This is a genomic window from Fulvimarina thalattae (genome assembly GCF_040239565.1).
GTDB lineage: Bacteria > Pseudomonadota > Alphaproteobacteria > Rhizobiales > Rhizobiaceae > Fulvimarina.
Map to the genome: position 1 here is coordinate 84,220 of NZ_JBEHWS010000009.1, position 23,410 is coordinate 107,629.

Genomic DNA, 23,410 nt, shown 5'->3' on the forward strand with positions numbered 1-23,410 from the left:
GGCCCACATGCCAGTCAGGTCGATTTTGCCGATAGATACGTCGCCTCGTGCGGCGCCAGCACCATGAGGGCGCCGGGATCGATCTCGATCACTGTCTCATCTTCGAGCCTGACGAGTTCGCCGTCCTTCACCGCGCGATCCTTGTGATTCCGCCCGCCATAGATGAGCCGCACGCGTTTGGCCTTGAACGCGTCGAGGTTCTGGTTTTCACGCCAGGCTCCCATCATGATGTCCAGCACCAGCTTGGCGACGCGCCCGACACTGCGCGCCTTGCAGATATAAACGCCGAGATAGCCGTCCGTTGGATCGTCGGCGAAGGGCACGTGACCGGTGCCGTAAAAATTGTTCGAAAAGGCGACGGCCGCCGACTTGATCTCCTGCACCTTTCCATCGAGTTCGATTTCCAGGCTGATCTCTGGGAGGGTGCGGATTGCAATCCACCCTGCCCTCCACGTGGCCATTACCTTGCCGATACGCGATCCATAGGAGAACTTGTTGCGCATGCGGACCATGCGGGCATGCAGGCCGACGGCATATTGATGAACGAAGACCTCACCGTTTGCCCGTCCCACATCAACAGGCGTTATCCGCCCCGATGCAAGCGCACCAATCGCCTGTTCCAGATCGAGAGGGATTTGCAGCGTTCGGGCAAAGAGGTTCATCGTTCCTGCCGGCAGGATTCCGAGCGCGGTCTTGGTGCCAACGCATTTCGCCGCTGCAGCAGAGACCGTGCCGTCTCCGCCGCCCACGAGAAGGACCTCGGTATCGTGGCGATCGACCGCCCCCTGGATCGCCTGCACCACTTCGTTTCCCGAACAGCGCACGATCTCGACCGTATGGCCTTGAACCGCGAACTCGTCCCTCAACAGGGACGAGAGCCAGTCGAGGTTGGTGGTCTTCAACGTTCCACCATCCTCGTTGAGAAGCGCCAGAACCTTCATCTGATCCCCTTGCGTCGCGTGGGGTGCCGTCACCACCACTGCCGAACCGACAAACACCGGAATTCCGCCGACGTTCCGATCCACTGTTATTCTTGTTGTGCCGCGATCTGAGAACCGCTCGAGCGCTATCTAAGGCAGACGAAGCGCGTGGTGATGCCCAAGGATGATCGCGAGAACAAGATTAGCGCCGGAAGAGGATCGCCCACGGCGTTTTCGGCTCAGATGCCCGACGAGACAACCGATTTCCATATAGGGCCGTGGAACGCTCCGCGCTCAAAACCATTCGGTTCTGCAACGGCGATCCAGGCGATCGACTGACCAAAGACAGGACATATCCATGCTCGAGATCATCGTCATCCTCCTCATCGTCGCCGCGATCGCGAGCCTGCTTGGATTTCGAGGCATCGCAGGTGCTGCGGGCGGAATCGCCAAGCTCCTGATTTTTATCGTGTTGATCGGCCTGTTGCTGATGATTCTCTTCGGTATTCTGGTCTTTGCGTAACCTCGCGAAACGGCAGCTGCCATCGCAGGCACACTCCGAATAGAGCGATTTTATTTCGACCGATGTCATTTGCTATGCAGGGTTGGCACGAGAAGACGCGCCACGCCGTCGCTCAACCCGAAAAACAAGAACCTGGCAAAGCGGCCTAAGTCGGGAGACCACGCCAAACAAATAGCTGGCTATCAATGCAATCAGTTGTACTTAGGGTGCACGAGCATTTTGCAGTGCAATAAAGCCTTATCTTCGATGTCGAAGATGAACCGGACCTGAACGCGCACATCGTGCGCGCCTATTGTTTGAGCCTGCCAAAAAATACTTTTTCGCAACGGAACCGCCCAGCCCCTTCAGCCATTTCTTAGCCATCAACGTCGCCGTTGGCACCATGTCACGCGGGCGGCGCTGTCAAACAACTGACAGACAAGGAATAAACGATGCTACGCAAACTTCTCGTTTCAACGGCCCTCGCAGGCGTTCTCGCCACAGGTGCCTATGCTCAGGACAGTGAGCAGTCCAGTGATGCTGCAACCGAGGGTCAGACCCAGGAAATGCAGTCGGAACAGGGCAGCTCCGATGCGAGCGGTTCTGACGCGAGCGGCGGCGAAATGTCCGCTTCGTCCGATAGCCAGGCTTCGGGCGATTTCCTGCAGCAGCTTTCATCCGATCAGTATCTGGCATCCAATCTGACAGGCCAGTCGATCTATGGTAGCGATGCCGAGGATGCCGAGGCGGTCGCGACGATCGATAATTATCTCGTTGGGTCCGATGGCCAGATCGTTGCTGCTATTGTGACGACCGCCGGCGAGGAGTCGAAGACAGTCGCCATTCCGTTCGATCAGATTTCTTGGTCCATGCAGGAAGGCGAGCCGCGCGCGACCATGGCTTCCGGCGGTGATGACCTCGGCTCGATGCCGACCTTCATGATGCCGGGCGAGCAGGAGCAGCAGGAAGCAGCTTCCGGCGAAGGCTCCGGTGCTGAAGGTGGCGGCTCGACCGAGCAGTCGGGCATGGCGTCCGAAGACTCGGCCAGCGGTGACATGGCAGCCTCGGGTGGCTCGGCCAGCGAGACCGATCCGTCAAGTGGCGGTGAAGCGAGCGGTTCGGGTGGCTCGTCCGATACGGCCGCAACAGGCGGCAGCGACACCAGCGGTTCCGGCGGCTCGTCCGACATGGCGGCTTCCGGCGGTAGTGGATCGGAAGCTTCCAGCGACACCGCGTCGAGTGGCGGTTCTTCCGATGTACCGACGTCTGTCGGTCAGGATCAGTTCCTGTCCCAGAATCTGATTGGCGCGGACGTGCTGTCCGGTCCGGGCGAAGATGCAGAGAGCGTTGGCGAGATCAACGATCTGGTCGTGTCGTCCTCGGGCGCTATCGAGGCCGGCGTCATCGGCGTGGGAGGATTCCTCGGCATTGGTGAGAAGGACGTTGCTGTTCCGTTCGACGGAATGAAGATGTCCAAGCAGGAAGATGGCACGCCGCAGGTAGTGTACGCATCCGACCGCGCGCAGCTGGAAGAGGCTCCGTCCTTCAGCAGCGAACGTCCTGAGGAAGGTGGTGAAGGTCAGCAAAGCAGCGGCGACCAGGCTTCTGGCGACCAGCAGGCTTCCGAGGGCTCGGGCACGAATTCCGATGGCGGCACTGGCGACAACACGACTGAAGCCGGTGATTCCGCAGCAGCAGCTGCCGCTGGTTCGGCGGCTGGTTCGGCAGCAGCCGAAGCCGATCAGGCCGCCTCTGAAGCCGGTTCCGAGATGGAGCAGGCAGGCGACCAGGCTGCTCAGTCCGCAGATAACGCTACGGATGAGGCAAGTCAGGCCGCTGATCAGGCTGCTCAGTCGACCGAGAATGCTGCTGACGAAGCAGGCACCGAGATGGCACAGGCTGACGATAGCTCGGCAGCTAGCTCCGACTCGTCTTCGTCCGGTGATCAGGCTAGCGGTGACTCGGCTTCCAGCGAAGGTGGTCAGTCGGATATGCAGCCGCTCGACGACACCTCATCGCTTACAGCGGATGATCTGATCGGCACTTCGGTTGTCGGCCCGGACAACGAGTCGGTCGGTGACGTTGGCGACATCGTTCTCTCGCAGGACGGTGGTATCGAAGCGGTCATCATCGACGTTGGCGGTTTCCTCGGCATCGGCGAAAAGCCGGTTTCGGTCAGCATGGACGAACTTCAGTTCATGCAGGACTCCGGCGGTTCGCTGTCGGTCCAGACGCAGATGACCGAGGACCAGCTTGAGAACGCTCCAGAATACACGCCTGAGGAAAGCGCTGCCGGCGGTTCGGGCGAAAGCGGCTCGGGTGGTTCCTCCGATGGTGGTAGCTCGAGCGAAGGCCAGAGCAACTAAGACTTAACTCCATTAAGAACTTAAGAACGGGCTCGCTTCGGCGGGCCCGTTTTTTTTTCGGGTGCTCAAAGCCGCCGGAAGGAATATCATGAGTGCCGGTAGTTTTTCAGACGCGCTTCCACAAAGGAATGCTGCAAACCTGACGTAATTTTCTGCGCGTTGAAACGCTTGCGATTACTGAAGTGATTATCGTTTTTTAATTGTAAATTACTCTTAAAACGCGCAGTCCAAGGGCACGAACTCGCCTCGGGAAGTCCAACGGACTCTTGTTATCAGGCTCGCTTAACGCAATCCTCACGGAAATCGATCAATAGATATTAATCTTCTTTTCGGAGAGGTCTCCGCGCAGAATCGGTGAATTTCAATGACGCAGCGCCTTGTAGGAACAAAGACGCAAAAGCCATCGGGGTCGCTTGACGAATACATCGCTGCTTTTGCGCAGAGCGATGCCGCGGCGATGCTGGCGACAATTTTCGCTCACACCCCAAACCAAATTGTCCTCTACGACGAAAACGCGCGGATCATTGTCGCGAATCCGGCAGTTATCGGACGGTTTGGCGTGGCTATGGAGGATATTCGCGGGCGCACGCCCGACGAGATTATTCCTCATGACGATATGGTGGAGTTGCGCCAGAAGATTGTCCAAGCTGCCTGCAGCGGCCAGATTACAACGATGCATTTTTCGGACAGGGCTTTGGACGAGACAGCCTCGGCCCCAAAAATCCGGCTGATACCGCTGATCGCTCCGCATAGCGCGACACGCCGCGTCCTCGCAATCAGCAGCCACACGACCGACATCGACGAATTGCGCATTGCTGCGGCAGAAGCGAACGACCGGCTTAGCGCCGCAGTGAAGGTCTTTTTCGACATGTTCTGGATCAAGGACGCCGACGGCGCCTACGTCCTGACCAATGACAAATTCGACGAGTTCAACTCGCTCCAGAAGAAAGAAGCGATCGGCCTCAGGGCGAGCGACCTCAGCCATGGTGACATCCGTGAAACCCATCGTCTGACTGACGAGGAAGCACTCACTTCTCAGGATGCCGTTCAGTTCGAGATGGAGATCCCGGCAAGCGACACGATGAGAGCCCGGCGATACGATGTGAGAAAGACTGCAATCCACGACCGCTACGGGAAAATAACCGGGATCCTCGGTACTGCGCGGGACATAACCGCCAACCATGAGATGGCCGAGGAATTGCGAGCCCGTGAGCGTGACTACCGACAACTCGCCGAGCACCTGCCCGACTGCCTCATCCGCTTTGAGCGCACTGGGCGTCCCATTTACATGAACGGCGCCTTGAAGCGCATGCTCAAGGACAGATTCGGCTTTTCACCGGACAATGAGTTCGCCGAGTTCATGGAAAAGCCGGAGCGTTATCCCGGTCTCGTCGATCTGCGGAACAGCGTTTACGAGGTTCTTCGAACAGAGCAGCCATACCAGAAGGAATACGTCTTCCACTTCGGCGACGATGTCACCATAACGCATGAGATTCGCCTGTTTCCGGAATTCTGCGAGAACCGGAAACTCATCTCCGTTCTCGGCATCGGCCGCGATATCACCGATCGGAAGACCGCCGAGCAGGCGCTCGCCGAAAAGGAGCACGAACTCGAACGGCTGGCTTTCACCGATAGTCTGACCGGGTTGGCCAATCGCGCGAAGTTCCGCGATACGCTGCTCGGTGAAATTGCCGCGGCAACGAAAAGCGGTACAAGGGTGGCACTCTTCACCCTGGATATCGACCACTTCAAGGCGATCAACGACTCACTTGGCCATGTCATCGGCGACGAACTGCTTTGCCTGTTCGCGGAACGTCTGCTCAAGCAGGTTGGGCAGGGAATTTGGGTCGGACGTCTCGGCGGGGACGAATTCGCCGTCATTCAACCGGGTCTGACCGATCCTGCTCAAGCCGAAGCTCTCGCCGAAAAGATCATCAAGGCGATTGCCGTCCCGATGACGTTGGATGGAGTTTCCGTCAACGTCGCAACCAGCATCGGCCTCGCGATTGCTCCCGACGACAGCATATGTGACGCGACACTGTTCCGCTATGCTGATATCGCGCTTTACAAGGCGAAGGCGAGCGGTCGCGGTCAGTTCTGTCGCTACACGGCGGATATGAACCGCATCGCCCAGAATCGCTTCGAAATGGAAGCGATGATGACGAGAGGCTTGGCCCTTCGGGAATTTTCAGCCCATTTCCAACCCAAGATCGATCTTAAAACCGGTCGGATCTGCGGCGCTGAAGCGCTATGCCGCTGGAAGACCCCCGAAAAAGGCTTCATCTCACCGGCGGAGTTCATCCCGATCGCCGAGGAAACCGGCAAGATCATCGAAATTGGCCGCCGGATTCTCTTCGATGCGGCGACATTCGCCGTCGCATGCAATACGAAGCGGGACGAGCCCATCGTTGTCGCGGTCAACGTCTCGGCCCGACAATTTCTCTACGGCGGATTTCTCGCCTCGTTCGGCCGTTGCCTCGACCAGACTGGATGCAAGGCGAGCTGGCTGGAGATCGAGATCACCGAGAGCATTCTGCTGAAGGACGATGTCACGATCCTTCAGACTCTCCAGACAATCGCCGATCTTGGCGTGGTGATCTCTATCGACGACTTCGGCACCGGATATTCGGCGCTGAGCTATCTGCATCAATTCCCGATCAGCGTGTTGAAGATCGACCAGTCCTTCATCCGCCAGATCGACCATGACCCGAAACAGGAAGTGCTGGTGAAGGCGATCCTCGCGATGGCGCAGGGGCTGGGCCTCAAGACGGTCGCCGAAGGCGTGGAGCGCGTGGAGACAGAACGACTGTTGACGACGCTCGGCTGCGATCAGGGTCAGGGCTATCTCTGGCACCGACCAATGCCTGCCGCCGATCTCCTTGAACTGCTGAACGCAGACGACGAGGCCAACCTTGGGCATTCCACCCGACAGAAGCCTGCTTACCGACGTGCGGTCTGACGAAGCGGACAATTGGTCGCTGTTAATTCGGAATTGATCACGAAACCTTTCCGGCGCCCCGGTCGAACAATAGTTCAAGAGCACCACGCATTGGCGCGGAACAGGCGCCGCGAAGATGCTCGACCATCGTCGACCTGGGAGATGACATGACCAGACGTTTTGCTCCGATTGTTTTTGCCGCTGCAACTGCAACCGGCCTCGCCTTCACCGCCCCAAGTTTTGCCCAGAACACCGAGACGGCGATTTTCGCCGGCGGCTGCTTCTGGTGTGTCGAGGCGGACTTCGATCACGTCGACGGCGTGACCGAAACGATCTCCGGCTACATCGGAGGAAAGAGCGAGAACCCGACCTATCAGAACCATTCCGGCCATGTGGAAGCGGTTCGCATCACCTATGATCCCTCTAAGGTGAGTTACGACGAATTGCTCGAAGTCTACTGGCACTCGATCGATCCGACCGATGGTGGCGGCCAGTTCTGTGACCGCGGCCACTCCTATACCACCGCGATCTTCGCGACGAACGCCGAGCAGATGCAGAAAGCCCAGGCAACCAAGGCGGAGGTTCAACAGGACCTTGGCAGCGTGGCGACGGAAATTCGTCAGGCTCCGACGTTCTGGACGGCCGAAGGCTATCATCAGGATTATTACAAGAAGAACCCGGTCAAGTATAAGTTCTACCGCAATGGCTGCGGACGCAACAATACGGTCGAGCGTGTCTGGGGGGACAAGGCGTTCATGGGCATCAAGGATGCTGTCGGCTGAGAGTCATAACCCTCACGGTGCGCTCATGAGGCGCACCGGCCGCTCAAAACAAAACGAGTGGCCATGATTCGATAACGGCACGGCCTGCATCGAGAGATGGCCGCCCGCTTCGCCAGACAGTCCATCCGCCCTAACTTTCACGGAAGAATTTCCGTGATGATTCAGGAGCTTGCCCCATGCGTGCATTGACCGCCAGCCTGTGCGCCCTCTTCCTCGTCTTGTCCCCCATCGCCGTTAGCGCGCAGGAAGAATGGGTAACGAAAACGACCGACCGCAGTGTCGATGAAGCTGTCGAGGCGCTGACGGGCGCCATCGAGTCGGCCGGCGCAAAGGTCATGGCCACCATCAACCACGCCGAAAACGCTGCTTCGGCAGACCTGGATCTGCCCTCGACGACGGTTGTAATCTTCGGGAATCCAAGGATCGGCACGCCGCTCATGCAGGAAAACCGCCGCGTCGCGATCGATCTACCTCAGAAGATGCTGATCTGGGACGACGGTGGCCAAACGACGATCGGCTATGTCTCGGCGGAAGCCCTCGCGGCGCGGCACGGGCTTGATGCCTCCAGTGAGTCGATCCGAAAGATGGCAGGCGCGCTCGACAAACTCAGCAGTGCTGCGGCCGGAGCGGAATAGTCTTCGGAGTCGGCAAACATCCTCGAAAACGCATTCAGGGGCCGCAAGAACGCCCCCCGACAGAATAGACGAAGAACAGACGCTAAAGCTCTGTCTGATCAGTTCTTTTTCTCGATCACGGCGTAGATGATATTGCCGTTTTCGCCGCGCTCGACCCGCACGTCCGCCGTATTGCGATCAACCGAAGCGTTGACGATCCGCCAGACGTCTTCCTCGGAGCGCAGGAGGAGCGACCAGTTCATCATCGTTTCCATATAGCCGTCATCGGCGATATCGTCGGCGAAGTTGGCAAGCAGGAACCTCCCGCCAGGCTTCAGCATGTCCAGGCAAATCTTGGTGAGCTTGATCGAGACCGGGTCCGGAAGATAATCGTAGAGCCCAGCCGCATAGACGAAGTCGAATCTACCAAGGTTATAGGCGCCCTTCAGGATACCACGCACCGAACCATTGATCGGCTCCACGCAGCTGCCCGAAAGATCACGCATCATCATTCCGACGCTCATCGGATCCTGGTCGAGTGCGACCCAGCGCTTCAGACCACCGGCCCGGAACGCCTCCGAAAGCTCGGTTTCCCTCAGATGCCCAGCCGCGATCGTGAGAATTTCCGTGTGTTCGCCAACACGTTCCGCGACTTCGTCGACGTTTCGGGCGAGGAGTTCACGGCGTTCGCGTACGGCTGATGCAGCCGGTGCCTCGTTCGTATAAGCGTTGATCGCGCGACCCCGGTCGCTGGCGCTATCCATCTCTGTCTGACGAGAGGAATGCCTGTAGATGAAGTCGAGGAGTCCGGCGTCACCGGAATAGCCGCGGGGCTTCTCGAACGAGCGCCGGGTAAACGGATCCTCATGAATGATCCGAGCCACCGAATGGCTCTGTATCATCTTGACGAGGTCGGCCCATATCGCAGGGCTGTACCGCGCTCTCGCCCTATGCAGCTCACTGAATAGGGCCGCCATCGCGGAGTATTCGGCGCCCGGATTTTCCAGACGCTGACGCGTCATTTCGAGAAGAAGCGCGACCTGAGTGTGGGCGACGGCGGCTTCGTTCGCTTCCGCCGAACCTTCCGAACACAGGATATTCTGAGAGATCATCTCCTGCGTGATCAGACTTTCACCGTCGAATTCAAAAGTTGCCTGCTGCATATCAGCCCCCTCAGGTTGAATACGAACCAAAGGGTAGCAGGCTTTCGAAATGCTGTCTTTTTGATCCTTTAATTAGTGTTAACGCAGCAGCCCGCTCCCCCGTTGAGATCGGCTCCAAATGCCGGATGCTCGGCTTCTGCGAAAGGTTCTAATTCCTTACGGAAAGCGTTCTTCAACTATTCTACCGCATGTTCGACTTCGCGGACATGGTCGTGCATGCGCACCAGTCCGCGAATTTCATTCGCGGATGGGCGGTTTATACCAGTGAACGATTCGGCACTCGACGATAAGCTGCAGGCGGAGCTCGGTCTCCCCTGGTATGCCCGTCGCGACACCGCGCTGAACCGTCTTCATTACGAACGGCGTGAGTCCGACCGAGCGTTCGTGACCCGCTTTTCGATGTGGGCGGCAATCGTCATCTTTGTCAGCTTCTCGGCCATCGATTACTTTCTCATCCCGGATGTTTTCTGGCTGACGACAATCTTCCGGGTCAGCGCCGGAGCGATCGCCTTTCTGTTGACCGAATACATGCACCGCCGCAAAGCGTCTTCGGACGTAATCGACGAAATCAGCGGCCTCATCATTATCGGCTGCTATTTTGCATGGCTATACCCGGCGGCTCAATCAAATGACCTGACGACGCTCTCGTATTATTTTGTATACGGCATCCTTTTCATGATGGTGAGCAATCTTTTCTTCGACTTCCCAACCCATATCGCCGTTCGTACCAGCTTTACGGTATTGGCCGGCGGTTTGATGTCAGTCTTTTGGTTGCCGGAGACGACCCATAATTACATCATTTCAACGATCGTGTTTTACGCGTCCTGCTTTGCGGTCACTTCATATGTCAACTGGAAGCTCGAGCGAGAGCGTTATCATGTCTTTCTCAACGCGTATCAGGCCGAACTGAACCAAAGCGAGGTCGAGCAACGCGGGCGCGAGCTGCTCGCGCTTTCCAGAACCGACCCGCTGACCGGATTGTCGAACCGGCGGGCCATCGACGAAAAACTGGAGCGTTATTGGGAAGACTGGCTGCAGTTCGGCCAGTCGTTCGCAGTGCTGCTGATCGATGTCGATTACTTCAAACCCTACAACGACTTCTACGGCCATCAGGAAGGCGACCAGTGCCTTGTTGAGCTGGCTGCGACATTCAGCGAGATCGCTGCTGCGCGCCAGTGCGTCGTCGGTCGGTTCGGTGGCGAAGAGTTCATTTTCCTGTTCAAGTCGGACGAACCACAATCGGTCTCCTATCTCGCGGAGCGCATACGCAGTTCGGTCGAATCCATCGGGCTGCCGCACGAAAGGCGTAACGATGGCCGCAAATCCGTGACGATCAGCATCGGCGCGGCGATCAGCCATTCCTCGAATGGGACCCATCTGGAAAATCTCATTCAGGAATCGGACCGTGCACTCTATCGCGCGAAGGACCGAGGTCGAAACCGTATCGAACTTTACGACCCCGTAAACCCGATCGGCGGCACCGGTAAGGAGGATATCGGCGCTCTGCTGGACAAGGCGATCGATTCGGGACTCGCCTCGATGATCTATCAACCGATCATCGACATAGAGACGAATGAGACGATCGCCGTCGAGGCACTGATGAGGCTTGAACGGTCCAACGGCCGCGTGGTCAGGCCAAGTGTCTTCATTCCCGTCGCCGAGAGCACCGGGCAGATCAATTCCCTCGGCCGCTGGGCGCTTCAGTGCGCCTGCCGGGACGTTCTCGCCAAAAACCTTGCAGAAGTCGTCAGCGTGAACGTTTCGGTGATGCAGCTGAAGACCTCGGGTTTTTCCCTTTATACCGCCGCCCTGCTCGGCCGTCTGAATATCGATCCCAAACGCCTTGCGCTGGAGATCACTGAAAGCCAGACGCTCGACGCCCATCCGGAGGCGCTGAATTGCATCAATGAGCTGAAGCGGCTTGGCGTGAAGATCTGGCTCGACGATTTCGGATCGGGCTATTCCGGTCTTGCTTGGCTGCAGAAAGTGGATTTCGATCTGATCAAAATCGACGGCTCGTTGATGCACGATCGCATGACGGCTCGAGACAAATCGATGCTGTCGGATCTGATCAGGCTCATTCGGCACCGAGGTCATGCAATCGTCATAGAGGGGATAGAAACGCCCCAGCAGCTTAATCTGATGCGCAAATACGACGTCCGATACGCTCAGGGTTTCCATCTGAGCTGGCCGATCTCCCTATCCCAACTTGAGGCAGCCAAGGAAAAAGAACTGGCCGCCAGCTGAGCCCTTAAGCGCTGCACTTTTTCAGAAGTCGGCTGATTACCTCACGTCATCGTGAGGAGCGACACTGTTTCTTCTTCCAGTCCCGCATCGAACATTCGGGAATGAACGAAACAGGAGACCCGTCGTGATGCATTCGATTGTCAGGCTCGCAGCTATCGTCTCTCTCATCTTCCTCGGCATCGCCAATGTTTCGCGAGCGGACGACTCGTCCGAGATAGAGGCTGTCATTTCCTCCCAGCTTGAAGCCTTTCGCCAAGATAATGGCGAAGCGGCATTCGTTCACGCCGCACCGAAGATCAAATCGATGTTCGGCACGAAGGATCGCTTCATGGAGATGGTGCGGACCGGTTACGCGCCCGTATATCGGTCCAGCAATGTCTCGTTCGGCGAGCTGACGCATGCTGGCGACGGCTTCCGGCAGGACGTCTTCATGACCGATCCCAAGGGGCAGAGCTGGATCGCCACCTACACGCTGGAGCGCCAGCCCGACGGGACGATGAAGATCACCGGCGTCTATCTGAAAAAGAGCGAGGAACTGGCGGTCTGACGTACCGCCGCAAACGTCAAAGCGCGGCGATGTCGCCGCGCGCCCAGCCGGCTTCGGTCTCGGCCTTGAAATCGGCGAAGCATCCCGCCTCGATCGCATCGCGCATGCCCGCCATCAGTGACTGATAATAGGCAAGGTTCGTCCAGGTCAGCAGCATGCCGGCAAGGGATTCGTTCGCCCGCACGAGATGGTGAAGATAGGCGCGGGAATAATCGCGCGCCGCCGGGCAGTCCGATGTCTCGTCAAGCGGTCGCGGGTCCTCGGCATGCCTCGCGTTCTTCAGGTTGATCTTGCCGAAGCGCGTATAGGCTAGACCGTGGCGGCCGGCCCGGGTCGGCATCACGCAGTCGAACATGTCAACGCCCCGCGCCACCGACTGCAAGAGGTCGTCCGGGGTGCCGACGCCCATCAGATAGCGCGGCTTCGTCTCTGGGAGCACTGGGAGTGTTTCCTCGAGCGTCTTCAGCATCACATCCTGCGGTTCACCGACGGCAAGACCGCCGATCGAATACCCCTTGAGGTCCATCGCTGCGAGAGCCTCGGCCGATCGGATGCGAAGGTCGGGAACGTCACCGCCCTGCACGATGCCGAACATCGCCTTGCCCGGCTGGTTTCCGAAGGCTTTCGCCGACCGCTCGGCCCAGCGAAGCGACAACTCCATCGCCCGCTCGATCTCCGCGCGCTCGGCGGGTAGGCGGATGCACTCGTCCAGCTGCATCTGGATGTCGCTGTCGAGAAGTCCCTGGATTTCGATGGAGCGTTCCGGTGTCAGCGCGTATTCGGTGCCGTCGATATGGCTCTTGAACTTCACGCCGGTCTCGTCGAGCTTCCTGAGATCGGCGAGCGACATCACCTGAAACCCGCCTGAATCGGTCAAGATTGGATAAGGCCAGCGGGCGAATTCGTGCAGACCACCCAAGCGGGCAACGCGCTCGGCGCCAGGCCGCAGCATCAGATGGTAGACATTGCCCAGAATGATGTCCGAGCCGAGTTCGCGGACCTGATCGAGATACATCGCCTTCACGGTGCCGGCGGTTCCCACGGGCATGAAGGCAGGCGTGCGCACCGTGCCCCGCGGCATGGTGATCTCGCCGCGCCGCGCCTTGCCGTCGGTGGCGAGGAGGTTGAACTGAAATGTGTCGGTCATTCTTCGATCCGGTCCAGCAGACATGCGTCGCCGTAGGAATAGAAACGGTACTCGTTCGAGATCGCGTGCGAATAGGCCTCGCGCATGCGCTCCAGCCCGCAGAACGCCGAGACCAGCATAAAAAGGGTCGAGCGTGGCAGGTGGAAGTTCGTCATAAGCCGATCGACCGCCTTGAAGCGGTATCCAGGCGTGATGAAGATGTCGGTCGGCCCGGCGAAGGGCGCGATCCGACCATCCGCGCTCGCCGCGCTTTCGAGAAGCCGTAGCGATGTGGTACCGACGCAGACGATCCGGCCACCGGCTGCTCTCGCTGCGTTGAGCCGTTCGGCCGTCGCCACATCGATAATGCCGATCTCGGCATGCATCCGATGATTGTCGGTGTCGTCAGCCTTCACAGGCAGGAAGGTGCCAGCGCCGACATGAAGCGTCAGGAACTCTGTAGCGACGCCACTTTCTCGTAACTTCGCGAGAAGATCGTTGGTGAAATGCAGCCCCGCAGTCGGTGCCGCAACAGCGCCGGCCTCACGGGCATAGATGGTCTGGTAGTCGGTCCGGTCCTGCTCGTCGTCACCACGACGCGCCGCAATGTACGGCGGCAGCGGAACATGGCCGACCGCAGCGATCGCCGCATCGAGATCAGGGCCGGAATGCTCGAAGGTAAGTGTCGCCTCGCCGCCCTCACCCCGGGCCGTGACCTCGGCGACGAGGGTCTCTGCATCACCGCTCGAAAAGACCAGCTGATCGCCGACCTTCACACGCTTGCCGGGCCGCACGAAGGCCGCCCAGCTCTCGGGCGACAGCCGCATATGGAGCGTCGCCTCGACCTGGGCGATCCCCTCGCCGTCCCGCAAGCCCTCTCGGGTCCGCACGCCAAAAAGCTGAGCCGGTATGACCTTCGTGTCGTTGAAGACGAGAACATCACCCGCCTCCAGCAGTGCCGGCAAATCGGCAATCCGATGATCGGAGAGGCCGCCTCTCGATACGCCGAGAAGCTTCGCCGTTTCGCGCGGCTCCGCCGGCCGGAGCGCGATGCGCTCCGGCGGCAGTTCGAAGTCGAAGAGATCGACCCTCATATCGCGCTAAGGCCTGGCTCAGCCGGCGTCGACATCGCTCGCAACGCGCATGGTCGTGATCGAGTCCGGATCGCGAACGGGCTCGCCCTTCTTGATCTGGTCGACATTGTCCATGCCCTCGATCACCTCACCGAACACAGAATACTGCTTGTTCAGCCAGGGCGCGTCCTCGAAGCAGATGAAGAATTGCGAGTTCGCCGAGTTCGGGTTGGCCGTACGCGCCGCCGAAACAGTGCCGCGCTTGTGCGGTTCGGCCGAGAACTCGGCTTCGAGATCCGGCTTGTCGGAACCGCCCGCGCCGGTGCCCGTCGGATCGCCGGTCTGGGCCATGAAGCCGTCGATCACCCGATGGAAGACGACGCCGTCGTAGAAGTTTTCGCGAGCGAGTTCCTTGATGCGTTCGACATGCTTGGGCGCGAGGTCCGGGCGCAGCTTGATGACGACCTGTCCCTTGGTCGTATCGAGGATCAGGACGTCTTCTGGATTGTCATAGGCCATGATCGGTCTCTTTCTTCATTGCATTCAAAAAGGGCGGTCCGGGACGTTTCCCGAACCGCCGCGATTGATGGTCTCTGTGTGACATTATCGAAAAGCGCGCAACCCCGGCCTATCGGCCGAGAGGCTTGCCAATCGATTGCTCAGCCCTGTCCACCCGATGCTTCTCCGCCGCCGACGGTCACGTTGGTCATCACGTCCGGGTCTTCGACGGTGCCGTTCTGGCGCGCGTCACCCTTCTTGATCTGATCGACGACATCCATGCCTTCGACGACATCACCGACGATCGTGTACTGGCCATCGAGGAAGTCGCCGTCGGCGAGCATGATGAAGAACTGGGAGTTGGCGGAATTCGGGTCCTGCGAACGGGCCATGCCGACCGTGCCACGATCGAAGGTCTCGCTCTCGCTGAATTCAGCGTCGAGATCAGGCTTGTCCGAGCCGCCCATGCCGGCGCTGGAAGCGTCGAAGGAGTCCGAGCCCTTCTTGCCGAAGCGCACGTCGCCGGTCTGGGCCATGAAGCCGTCGATCACCCGGTGGAAGACGACGTTGTCGTAAGCGCCTTCCTCAGCCAATGCCTTGATCTGCTCGACATGCTTCGGCGCGAGATCAGGGCGGAGCTCGACGACGATCTCGCCCTTGTTGGTTTCGATGTTGAGGCGGTTGGAGGCATCGGCAGCGTCCTGGGCCGATGCCGGCATCACAGCCGCCATGGTGAGCCCGGCGAGGACGCCGAGTGCTGGAAGAAGTTTCATTTGTGACCCCCTAGATCGCGAACGGTACGAAACCGGCGCTGGCTACGCGTTTTTGCCTCGAAGCGCGGCCAAGACCGGTCCTGGAACGAATGACGAGACATCCCCGCCCATCTTCGCGATCTGACGAACCAATGTGGCGGTAATGGGCCGTGTCTCGGGCGAAGCCGGGAGGAAAACCGTCGTGATTTCAGGGCGCATCGCCCCATTCATACCGGCCATCTGCATTTCGTAGTTCAAGTCCGTGCCGTCACGAAGGCCGCGCACGAGCACCGATGCACCGGCCTTCGCCGCCGCGTCCACGACAAGGCCGTCAAAGGAAACGATTTCGATTTCGGCGCTCCTGCCATCCACCTTCAGGCTTTCGCGGATGAGGTTGGCGCGCTCCTCGAAGGAAAACATCGGGGTCTTCGCCGCATGAACGCCTATTCCGACGATAATCTCATCAAACGAGCTGAGCGCCTGACGCAGGATCGAAAGATGTCCGAAGGTCATCGGGTCGAAGGAGCCGGGGAAGAAGCCTGTCGTCATCTCGTCTTTCCGTGAAACAGGAGGCGCTTAAGAATGATTACAGATCGAGACAATTTGCGTGAAGACAATCGCGAACCTTGTGTCTATCTTGCACCCAAGGGGATCGACGCGGCCTTCGACGATCTTCGCCGGGAACCATTCGGCATCGTGAAACGTATTCGATGCAAGATAACGAGGAGAGACACTCAATATGCTGATCGTCGCGCTATCTCTCGCAATGGTTTTCAGCCTCACAGCCGCAACGCTTGTCACGATGCACAGCGATCAGGAACGCTCGCGCGTGAAGGTAAAGGCCCGGCAGTTCCGCCGCTGATTGCGGTAAAGACTTTAAGAACACCGACCTCCAGACGGTAAACAATCGACCTCCAAACTAGCTGGCGCCGCTCTCGAATATCGAGAACGGCGCCTTTTCTTTTGGATCAAGCTGGAACGGGCGGATCAATTCTCGCCGCTCGGCTCCTCGCCCGGATCGTCATCCGGCGCATCGTCGCGAGGTTCGACCGCATCTCCGCCAGCATCGGGTTCATCGCCTTCGATGACATCGGCTTCGCCGGTCTCATCGGTGCCCTGATCCGGAATGCGCTCGACGGAAACCACCCGCTCACCGTCCGCCGTCTTGAAGATCGTCACGCCGCCTGTCGCACGGCCCTTCATGCCGATGCCGTCGACCGGCACACGGATGACCTGTCCACGATCGGTGACGAGCAGCAGCTGATCCTCGTTCTCCACAGGAAAGCCGGCCACGATTGCGCCCAGCTTGTCGAGCCGGTTCGTGTCGGTGGCGCGGATACCCTTGCCGCCGCGCCCTGATGTGCGGAACTCGTAGGAGGACGAGCGCTTGCCGAAGCCAAATTCCGAAACGGTGAGGATCATCTCTTCACGCGCGCCGAGTTCGGCATAACGCTCCTGATCGATCGCAACGTCGGCGACCACTTCCTCATCGCTGTCGGTCTCGCCATTCGTATCGCCTTCGACGGCGCGACGCATCTTGAGATAGGTCGAGCGCTCTTCGGCCGAGGCCTCGACATGGCGCAGGATCGCCATCGAGACGACAGTCTCGCCATTGCCCAGCGAGATGCCGCGCACCCCAACCGAATTGCGGCCCGCGAAGACGCGGACATCAGTGGTCGGGAAGCGGATGCACTGGCCGGACGATGCCGTGAGCAACACATCGTCGTCTTCCGAACAGGTGGCGACGCCGAGGATCGAATCCTGATCGTCGTCGAGCTTCATGGCAATCTTGCCGTTGCGGTTCACGTTCGTGAAGTCGCTGAGCTTGTTGCGGCGGACCGTGCCTCGGGTGGTGGCGAACATGACGTTCGTCCGTTCGGCCGCCTCTTCCTCGTTCGGCAGCGGCAGGATGGACGTGATGCGCTCGTTCTTTTCGAGCGGCAGGAGGTTCACAAGCGCCTTGCCACGACCCTGCGGAGTCGTCAGCGGCAGACGCCAGACCTTTTCCTTGTAGACGATGCCGCGCGAGGAGAAGAACAGCACCGGCGTATGCGTGTTCGCGACGAAAAGCCGGGTGACGGAGTCCTCGTCGTTCTTCAGGCTCATGCCCGAACGGCCCTTGCCGCCGCGACGCTGCGCCCGATAGGTCGCGAGAGGCACGCGCTTGATGTAGCCGCCATGGCTGACGGTCACCACCATGTCCTCGCGCGGGATCAGGTCCTCGTCTTCGAGATCAGCCGCGCCTTCGGAGAGTTCGGTGCGGCGCGGCGTGGCGAACTCGTCGCGGATGGCGATGAGCTCGTCCTTGATGATCTGCATCACGCGGGTGCGTGAGGAGAGTATCTCCAGATAGTCCTTGATCTCGGCGCCGATCTTTTCGAGCTCGTCGCCGATCTCGTCGCGCCCGAGGGCCGTGAGGCGCTGGAGCCGCAGGTCGAGGATCGCGCGGGCCTGGGCTTCCGACAGGCGATAGGTGCCCTGATCGGAAATCCGGTGGCGCGGATCGTCGATGAGCCGGACCAGCGGCGCAACGTCCTTGGCGTCCCACTCGCGGGTCATCAGCTGTTCGCGGGCGGTCGCCGGATCGGGCGCGGCGCGAATGAGCTTGATAACCTCGTCGATATTGGCGACGGCGATAGCGAGGCCAACCAACACGTGCGCCCGCTCGCGCGCCTTGCGCAGCAGATATTTCGTACGCCGGTTGATCACATCCTCGCGGAACGCGACGAAGGCCGACAGCATGTCCATCAGGGTCAGCTGTTCCGGCTTTCCGCCGTTAAGCGCAACCATATTGGCGCCGAACGAGGTCTGCAGCGGCGTGAAGCGATAGAGCTGGTTGAGAACGACATCGGCCGTCGCATCGCGCTTCAACTCGACGACGACGCGATAGCCGTCTCGGTCGGACTCGTCGCGAATGTCGGAAATGCCCTCGATACGCTTGTCGCGCACGAGCTCCGCCATCTTCTCGATCATCGTCGCCTTGTTCACCTGATAGGGAACCTCGGTGACGATGATCGCCTCGCGATCGGCGCGGATCGTTTCGGTATGAACCTTGCCGCGCATCAGGAGAGAGCCGCGGCCCGTCGAATAGGCCGCCTGGATGCCTGCCTTGCCCAGCAACACAGCGCCAGTCGGGAAGTCCGGTCCCGGAATGATCTCCATCATCTCAGGCAACGTGATCGACGGATTGTCGATCAGCGCGACGCAACCGTCGATGACCTCGCCCAGATTGTGCGGCGGTATATTCGTCGCCATGCCGACAGCAATGCCGCCGGAGCCGTTGACGAGAAGATTCGGGAACCCGGCCGGCAGGACCACCGGCTCCATCTCGCGGCCGTCGTAGTTTTCCTGGAAATCGACGGTTTCCTTGTCGATGTCCGCGAGTAGAGCATCGGAAATCTTGCGCAGCCGGCACTCGGTGTAACGCATGGCTGCCGGCGGATCTCCGTCGATCGAGCCGTAATTGCCCTGCCCCTCGATGAGCCGGTCGCGCAGCGACCAGTCCTGCGCCATGCGCACCAGCGCATCGTAAATCGCCGAGTCGCCGTGTGGATGGTATTTACCCATCACCTCGCCGACCACACCGGCCGATTTGCGGTACGGCCGGGTCGAGGTAAGGCCCATCTCATGCATGGCATAGAGAATGCGTCGATGCACCGGCTTCAGGCCATCGCGCACGTCCGGCAGCGCGCGACTCACGATCACACTCATGGCGTAATCGAGATAGCTGCGCTGCATTTCTTCGATGATGGAGACCGTGCCGATGCCGCTGCCTTCCGGCGGCCCGCCGGTCGGCTCGTCGGGAGGCGTCAAGTCGTCGTTGTCGTCAGCCAAGGATATGTCCAGAAATCGATGCGAATTCGTGGGCTTGCTATAGCCCGAAGGAGTCCGTCAGCGCAAACCTTTGGAGGCCCTATCCGGCCGCCTTATGAAGCTATCCAAAGCTTCTTGTCAGTCCGCATGAGTGAAAGGTCGAAAGAGGCGCAAGACTTGCCACCGATCTTCTTTCCATGTTCTCAGTCGAGACCCGCTTCAAACGGAACATGGCGATGGTCGATCTTCTTCTCAACGGCTTCGTGACGCTGTTCGTCATCGTCGATCCGCTCGGCCTGATCCCGGTCTATCTCGCGCTTACGCCTGGCATATCGCGAAAAGCTCGAATGAAGATGGCCTGGAAGGGCTGTCTGATAGCCTTCTTCATTCTCACGGTCTTCGCGCTTCTGGGCCTCACGCTGCTCGAAGCGCTTGGGATTTCGCTCGGTGCCTTCCGTGTCGCCGGCGGGCTTTTTCTCTTCGTGATCGGCTTCGAGCTCGTCTTCGAGCGGCGCAACGAGCGCAAGGGTAAGAGCGCGACGAAGGCTGTCGCGGAAAAGGACGACGAGCCCGGTGAGGATGCCGATGTGGCCGCCTTTCCGCTGGCGATTCCACTCATCGCCGGCCCCGGCGCAATCGCTGCCGTCATCCTTCTTTCAGGCCAACTGCCGAGCGCCGTCGGCAAGGCGAGCGTCGTGGCGGTCATCGCCGTGACATTGCTCATCACCTGCGCCGCCCTGTCCTTCGCCCACCGGCTCGACGATCTCCTCGGTGCGACCGGCCGGGGTGTGATCTCGCGTGTCCTCGGCGTAATCCTGGCCGCACTCGCCGTGCAGTTCGTCGCAGATGGAATCGGCGCCCTGTTCTCGATCGGCGAAAGCGGTGGCACGGCAACGTAAGGCGACGAAGACCACTCCCGGCTAACTGAATGCTGCGAGAAATTCAGGGCTCTTGCCTTGCCGATCCGCCGCATTTGGTCACCTGACTCAAAAAGTTCTCGGCGCGGGAGCCGGCGGCTTCAGGTTTCAGCCTCCGCCGACGACGAAATTCTAGCTCCGCGCCTTCAGCGAGGCGATGTCGAAGGAGGTCCGCAATGGGCAAATATCTGAGCCAACGCGAACTCTCCGGCGAGAAGAGCGCATTCGGCGGCGAGCAGAGAAAGCGCCGGCTTAAGCCTCGCGATTCCGACAGCAATGCCCAGAGCAAGCAGGAGCAAGAGGACGAAGACGAGTCGGGCAGCAAGAAGACCATCTTCGCCGCGCTGTTCGCCAATCTCGGTATCGCGATCACGAAATTCGGTGCCGCGCTCTTCACCGGTTCTTCGGCGATGCTCGCAGAGGGTATTCACTCGGTCATCGATACGACCAATCAGGCGCTCCTGCTGGTCGGATTGAAGCGCGCCAAGAAGCCTGCCGACGAAAAGCATCCCTTCGGATACGGCTCGGAAATCTATTTCTGGGCCTTCATGGTCGCGATCTTCCTGTTCGCCCTCGGCTCGGGCGTCTCGATCTACGAGGGCGTTGCTGGCTTGCTGGCAAGCGAGAGCGAGGGGCTCACATCGCCCTCCATCGCGCTTGGTGTCCTCTTCATCGCCTTCTGTTTCGAAGGTTATTCCTGGACGATCGCATGGAAGGAATTCCAGGATCGCCGCAAGGGAGGCAGCTTCTGGAAAGATTTCCAGCGTCTGAAGGACCCGTCGATCTTCGTCGTTCTCTTTGAGGACTCGGCCGCTTGCCTCGGCATCATCATCGCGGCGATCGCCGTAGGCCTTTCCTGGTTGACCGGAAGTCACGTCTACGACGCCATCGGCTCGATCGTCGTCGGCATCGTGCTCGGCCTCACGGCCATTCTGCTGGCCATTGAAGTGAAGGGGCTTTTGGTCGGCGAAACGGCTGACCCGGACGTGGAAAAGAAGATTCAGGAAATGGTCGGGCGGCGCGACGAGATCATCGCAATCAACGAACTGCGCACGCTTCACCTTGGGCCGAACGACGTTCTGATGACGATGAGCGTCGACTTCAAGGACGACGTGGTTTCCCAGACAATCGAGCGGATCGTTACGGAGATCGAGGAACAGGTGAAGCGGAACTACAAGATGGTGCGGAAGGTCTTCGTCGAGGTTCAGTCTCAGTCAGGCCACGAGCGCTTCGCCAATCCCTATGAAGGCGAAGGCGCAACCAGCTGAAATTCTCAGACCTCACCGCAGGCCGGATGAAACCAGCCGCTAGAACTCAATTCCCTTCTGTGCCTTCACGCCTGAGCGGAACGGGTGCTTCACCATGGTCATCTCGGTGACGAGATCGGCGAAATCGACGAGTTCGTCCTTGGCGTTCCGCCCGGTGACGACGACATGCTTCATCTCGGGCTTCTGCTTCAGGAACTCGATTATCTCGTTGAGATCGAGATAGTCGTAGCGCAGCACGATATTGAGTTCATCGAGGAGGACGAGATCATGCTCCTCGTCCATGATCATCGCTTTCGCCCGTTCCCAGGCCTGGCGCGCAGCTTCGATATCGCGCTGGCGATCCTGGGTTTCCCAGGTAAAGCCGTCGCCCATCGCTGTAATGGTGATCTGGTCGGCGAACTTCTCCAGCGCCACGCGCTCGCCCGTCTCCCATTTGCCTTTGACAAACTGGACGATGCCCACCTTCATACCGTTGCCGATGGCGCGGAAGACAAGGCCGAAGGCCGCGGTCGACTTGCCCTTGCCCTTTCCGGTATGGACGATGACGAGGCCCTTCTCGACGGTCTTCGTCGCAACGATCTTGTCGCGAGCCGCCTTCTTCTTTTTCATCTTCTCGGCGTGACGTGCGTTGAGTTCCTCGTCGCTCATGCTGTCGGTGATCTTGGATTTCTCGGCCATCGAATCTCTTCCCGGGGTCATTGAGCCGGACACTAACCGAAAAGCTTGGAGAGGAATAACCGCTCCTGTTCGTCCGGATAGGACGGAAGCCGGCCGAAGATCTGATAACCCATGCTGAGATAAAAGCCGGGGGACTGAAAGGAATAGGTGGAGACCCAAGCCCCAACGCATCCTGTTTCGCGCGCCGATGCTTCCGCCGTCTCGATCAGCGCCCTGCCGAGACCCAGGCCCCGCCAGCGAGCGGGAACGCTGATGTTCTCGATAACCATCCAGTCCCAATAGAGCTGACCGGCAATTCCTCCGTCAGCGCCGTCATCGTCCATCAGGGCAAAGCCGAAATACACCGGCGAATAGGCGAAACGTCGGGCGACCTGCGGCTCAGCGAAAGGACGCACGAGATTGGCGCGCGTCTCCAGATCCGCCATATCCACGGGTTCGATACTGATAGCCATTGGGTCCCTTGCGAAAGATGCTTGGGAAACGTCGTTCGATCACCCTGCCAGCGCACCTCAGCGCTCGGGGACGAAGCTAAGCGCGTCCGGAGGCGCTTCTCTTAGGCGCGAAACGCCATGGTGATAAGCCGAAAAAGCCGCTGCGTTGCAGCATTCGCAGCCGCTCGCACCGGTATTCCGATTTCCAGACCGCCAGCGGACGGTGAGCTAAACTGACTTCTTCGGCTTGAGCACCATCGGAAGACCGGCTGCTACGAAGACGACTTCGTCGGCAATCTCGGCAATCCGCTGGTTGAGCCGCCCGGCGTGATCGCGGAAGGCACGGGCCATCGCATTGTCCGGCACGATGCCGAGGCCGGTTTCGTTCGAAACGAAGATCACTCGGCCTGCGGGTTTGCTCCGGAGCGCTTCGATCAACTGGTCGATCTCATCCGAAACATCGCGCTCCGCCATCATCAGATTGCTCACCCAGAGGGTCAGGCAGTCGACGAGCAGAATGTAACCATCGCCAATCTCAGCCAGGATGGTTTCGCCGAGGTCGAGCGGCTCCTCGATGGTGGTCCACCCGTCCGCCGCGCGATCGGCGCGGTGTTGCGTAACGCGTGCTCGCATCTCGTCGTCGAAAGCCTGTGCCGTCGCGAGATAAATGGGATCGAGGCCCGTTTTCCTGGCGCGCGTTTCGGCATAGGCGCTCTTGCCGGAGCGAGCACCGCCCAGAACGAAGAGGATTTCAGGTGTGTCGGAGGCCATGCCC

21 protein-coding genes are annotated in these 23,410 nt (G+C 59.6%); 10 read left to right on the forward strand and 11 right to left on the reverse strand.

Annotation, left to right across the window (positions count from 1 at the left end; all coding sequences use genetic code 11):
- Positions 1-14: 14 nt before the first annotated feature.
- Positions 15-1,025 carry a diacylglycerol/lipid kinase family protein gene (locus ABRA89_RS12895; protein WP_349941903.1) on the reverse strand — a complete coding sequence of 337 codons (1,011 nt, stop codon included), beginning with the start codon at positions 1,023-1,025 and terminating at the stop codon, positions 15-17.
- 253 nt (positions 1,026-1,278) lie between these two features.
- Here ABRA89_RS12895 and ABRA89_RS12900 point away from each other — a divergent pair, with 253 nt between their 5' ends.
- The 5 genes from ABRA89_RS12900 to ABRA89_RS12920 all read left to right on the forward strand — a co-directional run bounded on the left by ABRA89_RS12900 (position 1,279) and on the right by ABRA89_RS12920 (position 8,143).
- The gene (locus ABRA89_RS12900) at positions 1,279-1,443 is read left to right on the forward strand and encodes a DUF1328 family protein (RefSeq protein WP_349941904.1); all 165 of its coding nucleotides are present in this window, start codon (positions 1,279-1,281) and stop codon (positions 1,441-1,443) included.
- A gap of 431 nt (positions 1,444-1,874) precedes the next feature.
- A complete protein-coding gene (locus tag ABRA89_RS12905) occupies positions 1,875-3,788 on the forward strand; it encodes a PRC-barrel domain-containing protein (protein WP_349941905.1) in 1,914 nt (637 codons plus the stop codon).
- Positions 3,789-4,245: 457 nt separating this feature from the next.
- The gene (locus ABRA89_RS12910; protein ID WP_349941906.1) at positions 4,246-6,747 is read left to right on the forward strand and encodes a sensor domain-containing protein; all 2,502 of its coding nucleotides are present in this window, start codon (positions 4,246-4,248) and stop codon (positions 6,745-6,747) included.
- Between the two features lie 146 nt (positions 6,748-6,893).
- Positions 6,894-7,508: a peptide-methionine (S)-S-oxide reductase MsrA gene (msrA, locus tag ABRA89_RS12915; RefSeq protein WP_349941907.1), complete on the forward strand. Its 615-nt coding sequence runs from the start codon at positions 6,894-6,896 to the stop codon at positions 7,506-7,508.
- Positions 7,509-7,684: 176 nt separating this feature from the next.
- Positions 7,685-8,143 carry a DUF302 domain-containing protein gene (locus tag ABRA89_RS12920; RefSeq protein WP_349941908.1) on the forward strand — a complete coding sequence of 153 codons (459 nt, stop codon included), beginning with the start codon at positions 7,685-7,687 and terminating at the stop codon, positions 8,141-8,143.
- Between the two features lie 98 nt (positions 8,144-8,241).
- On the opposite strand, the gene ABRA89_RS12925 is transcribed toward ABRA89_RS12920, so the two are convergent.
- On the reverse strand, positions 8,242-9,285 hold the full coding sequence (locus ABRA89_RS12925; RefSeq protein WP_349941909.1) for a class I SAM-dependent methyltransferase: 1,044 nt from the start codon (positions 9,283-9,285) through the stop codon (positions 8,242-8,244).
- 264 nt (positions 9,286-9,549) lie between these two features.
- On the opposite strand from ABRA89_RS12925, the gene ABRA89_RS12930 reads away from it, so the two are divergent.
- Both ABRA89_RS12930 and ABRA89_RS12935 read left to right on the forward strand, forming a co-directional pair.
- Positions 9,550-11,532, forward strand: coding sequence for a putative bifunctional diguanylate cyclase/phosphodiesterase (locus ABRA89_RS12930; RefSeq protein ID WP_349941910.1), 1,983 nt, complete (start codon positions 9,550-9,552; stop codon positions 11,530-11,532).
- Positions 11,533-11,659: 127 nt separating this feature from the next.
- Entirely contained in the window at positions 11,660-12,079 is a 420-nt protein-coding gene (locus tag ABRA89_RS12935; protein ID WP_349941970.1) for a DUF4864 domain-containing protein, read from the forward strand.
- A 16-nt stretch (positions 12,080-12,095) separates the two neighbouring features.
- On the opposite strand, the gene tgt is transcribed toward ABRA89_RS12935, so the two are convergent.
- The 5 genes from tgt to coaD all read right to left on the reverse strand — a co-directional run bounded on the left by tgt (position 12,096) and on the right by coaD (position 16,077).
- Positions 12,096-13,226: a tRNA guanosine(34) transglycosylase Tgt gene (gene tgt / locus ABRA89_RS12940; protein ID WP_349941911.1), complete on the reverse strand. Its 1,131-nt coding sequence runs from the start codon at positions 13,224-13,226 to the stop codon at positions 12,096-12,098.
- The gene (gene queA, locus ABRA89_RS12945) at positions 13,223-14,299 is read right to left on the reverse strand and encodes a tRNA preQ1(34) S-adenosylmethionine ribosyltransferase-isomerase QueA (RefSeq protein ID WP_349941912.1); all 1,077 of its coding nucleotides are present in this window, start codon (positions 14,297-14,299) and stop codon (positions 13,223-13,225) included. The genes tgt and queA overlap by 4 nt, the downstream gene beginning before the upstream one ends.
- An 18-nt stretch (positions 14,300-14,317) precedes the next feature.
- On the reverse strand, positions 14,318-14,797 hold the full coding sequence (locus tag ABRA89_RS12950) for a peptidylprolyl isomerase (protein ID WP_349941913.1): 480 nt from the start codon (positions 14,795-14,797) through the stop codon (positions 14,318-14,320).
- Positions 14,798-14,937: 140 nt separating this feature from the next.
- A complete protein-coding gene (locus ABRA89_RS12955) occupies positions 14,938-15,549 on the reverse strand; it encodes a peptidylprolyl isomerase (RefSeq protein WP_349941914.1) in 612 nt (203 codons plus the stop codon).
- A 42-nt stretch (positions 15,550-15,591) separates the two neighbouring features.
- Complete coding sequence (gene coaD, locus ABRA89_RS12960) at positions 15,592-16,077, reverse strand: pantetheine-phosphate adenylyltransferase (RefSeq protein WP_349941915.1); 486 nt, start codon at positions 16,075-16,077, stop codon at positions 15,592-15,594.
- Positions 16,078-16,267: 190 nt separating this feature from the next.
- On the opposite strand from coaD, the gene ABRA89_RS12965 reads away from it, so the two are divergent.
- Positions 16,268-16,390, forward strand: a complete 123-nt coding sequence (locus ABRA89_RS12965; RefSeq protein ID WP_349941916.1) for a hypothetical protein — start codon at positions 16,268-16,270, stop codon at positions 16,388-16,390.
- Positions 16,391-16,515: 125 nt separating this feature from the next.
- Here the strand turns inward: ABRA89_RS12965 and gyrA are convergent, their stop codons facing one another.
- The gene (gyrA, locus tag ABRA89_RS12970; RefSeq protein ID WP_463671296.1) at positions 16,516-19,266 is read right to left on the reverse strand and encodes a DNA gyrase subunit A; all 2,751 of its coding nucleotides are present in this window, start codon (positions 19,264-19,266) and stop codon (positions 16,516-16,518) included.
- Between the two features lie 305 nt (positions 19,267-19,571).
- Here gyrA and ABRA89_RS12975 point away from each other — a divergent pair, with 305 nt between their 5' ends.
- Together ABRA89_RS12975 and ABRA89_RS12980 are read left to right on the forward strand one after the other, a co-directional pair.
- Complete coding sequence (locus tag ABRA89_RS12975; protein WP_349941971.1) at positions 19,572-20,240, forward strand: MarC family protein; 669 nt, start codon at positions 19,572-19,574, stop codon at positions 20,238-20,240.
- A gap of 194 nt (positions 20,241-20,434) precedes the next feature.
- Entirely contained in the window at positions 20,435-21,526 is a 1,092-nt protein-coding gene (locus ABRA89_RS12980; protein ID WP_349941918.1) for a cation diffusion facilitator family transporter, read from the forward strand.
- A gap of 39 nt (positions 21,527-21,565) precedes the next feature.
- On the opposite strand, the gene cobO is transcribed toward ABRA89_RS12980, so the two are convergent.
- The 3 genes from cobO to cobU all read right to left on the reverse strand — a co-directional run bounded on the left by cobO (position 21,566) and on the right by cobU (position 23,406).
- The gene (gene cobO / locus ABRA89_RS12985; RefSeq protein ID WP_349941919.1) at positions 21,566-22,204 is read right to left on the reverse strand and encodes a cob(I)yrinic acid a,c-diamide adenosyltransferase; all 639 of its coding nucleotides are present in this window, start codon (positions 22,202-22,204) and stop codon (positions 21,566-21,568) included.
- 32 nt (positions 22,205-22,236) lie between these two features.
- Positions 22,237-22,656, reverse strand: coding sequence for a GNAT family N-acetyltransferase (locus ABRA89_RS12990; RefSeq protein WP_349941920.1), 420 nt, complete (start codon positions 22,654-22,656; stop codon positions 22,237-22,239).
- A gap of 207 nt (positions 22,657-22,863) precedes the next feature.
- On the reverse strand, positions 22,864-23,406 hold the full coding sequence (cobU, locus tag ABRA89_RS12995; protein ID WP_349941921.1) for a bifunctional adenosylcobinamide kinase/adenosylcobinamide-phosphate guanylyltransferase: 543 nt from the start codon (positions 23,404-23,406) through the stop codon (positions 22,864-22,866).
- Positions 23,407-23,410 lie beyond the last annotated feature (4 nt).

Excerpts from the sequence above, each read along its gene's own strand:
- ABRA89_RS12980 (WP_349941918.1), top strand. The coding sequence starts at position 20,435 with ATGGGCAAATATCTGAGCCAACGCGAACTCTCCGGCGAGAAGAGCGCA.
- ABRA89_RS12920 (WP_349941908.1), top strand. The coding sequence starts at position 7,685 with ATGCGTGCATTGACCGCCAGCCTGTGCGCCCTCTTCCTCGTCTTGTCC.
- cobO (WP_349941919.1), bottom strand. The coding sequence starts at position 22,204 with ATGGCCGAGAAATCCAAGATCACCGACAGCATGAGCGACGAGGAACTC.
- coaD (WP_349941915.1), bottom strand. The coding sequence starts at position 16,077 with ATGACGACAGGCTTCTTCCCCGGCTCCTTCGACCCGATGACCTTCGGA.
- ABRA89_RS12905 (WP_349941905.1), top strand. The coding sequence starts at position 1,875 with ATGCTACGCAAACTTCTCGTTTCAACGGCCCTCGCAGGCGTTCTCGCC.
- msrA (WP_349941907.1), top strand. The coding sequence starts at position 6,894 with ATGACCAGACGTTTTGCTCCGATTGTTTTTGCCGCTGCAACTGCAACC.
- ABRA89_RS12925 (WP_349941909.1), bottom strand. The coding sequence starts at position 9,285 with ATGCAGCAGGCAACTTTTGAATTCGACGGTGAAAGTCTGATCACGCAG.
- tgt (WP_349941911.1), bottom strand. The coding sequence starts at position 13,226 with ATGACCGACACATTTCAGTTCAACCTCCTCGCCACCGACGGCAAGGCG.
- ABRA89_RS12975 (WP_349941971.1), top strand. The coding sequence starts at position 19,572 with ATGGCGATGGTCGATCTTCTTCTCAACGGCTTCGTGACGCTGTTCGTC.
- queA (WP_349941912.1), bottom strand. The coding sequence starts at position 14,299 with ATGAGGGTCGATCTCTTCGACTTCGAACTGCCGCCGGAGCGCATCGCG.
- ABRA89_RS12900 (WP_349941904.1), top strand. The coding sequence starts at position 1,279 with ATGCTCGAGATCATCGTCATCCTCCTCATCGTCGCCGCGATCGCGAGC.
- ABRA89_RS12955 (WP_349941914.1), bottom strand. The coding sequence starts at position 15,549 with ATGAAACTTCTTCCAGCACTCGGCGTCCTCGCCGGGCTCACCATGGCG.
- ABRA89_RS12950 (WP_349941913.1), bottom strand. The coding sequence starts at position 14,797 with ATGGCCTATGACAATCCAGAAGACGTCCTGATCCTCGATACGACCAAG.
- ABRA89_RS12965 (WP_349941916.1), top strand. The coding sequence starts at position 16,268 with ATGCTGATCGTCGCGCTATCTCTCGCAATGGTTTTCAGCCTCACAGCC.
- ABRA89_RS12910 (WP_349941906.1), top strand. The coding sequence starts at position 4,246 with ATGCTGGCGACAATTTTCGCTCACACCCCAAACCAAATTGTCCTCTAC.
- gyrA (WP_463671296.1), bottom strand. The coding sequence starts at position 19,266 with ATGCAGCGCAGCTATCTCGATTACGCCATGAGTGTGATCGTGAGTCGC.
- cobU (WP_349941921.1), bottom strand. The coding sequence starts at position 23,406 with ATGGCCTCCGACACACCTGAAATCCTCTTCGTTCTGGGCGGTGCTCGC.
- ABRA89_RS12935 (WP_349941970.1), top strand. The coding sequence starts at position 11,660 with ATGCATTCGATTGTCAGGCTCGCAGCTATCGTCTCTCTCATCTTCCTC.
- ABRA89_RS12990 (WP_349941920.1), bottom strand. The coding sequence starts at position 22,656 with ATGGCTATCAGTATCGAACCCGTGGATATGGCGGATCTGGAGACGCGC.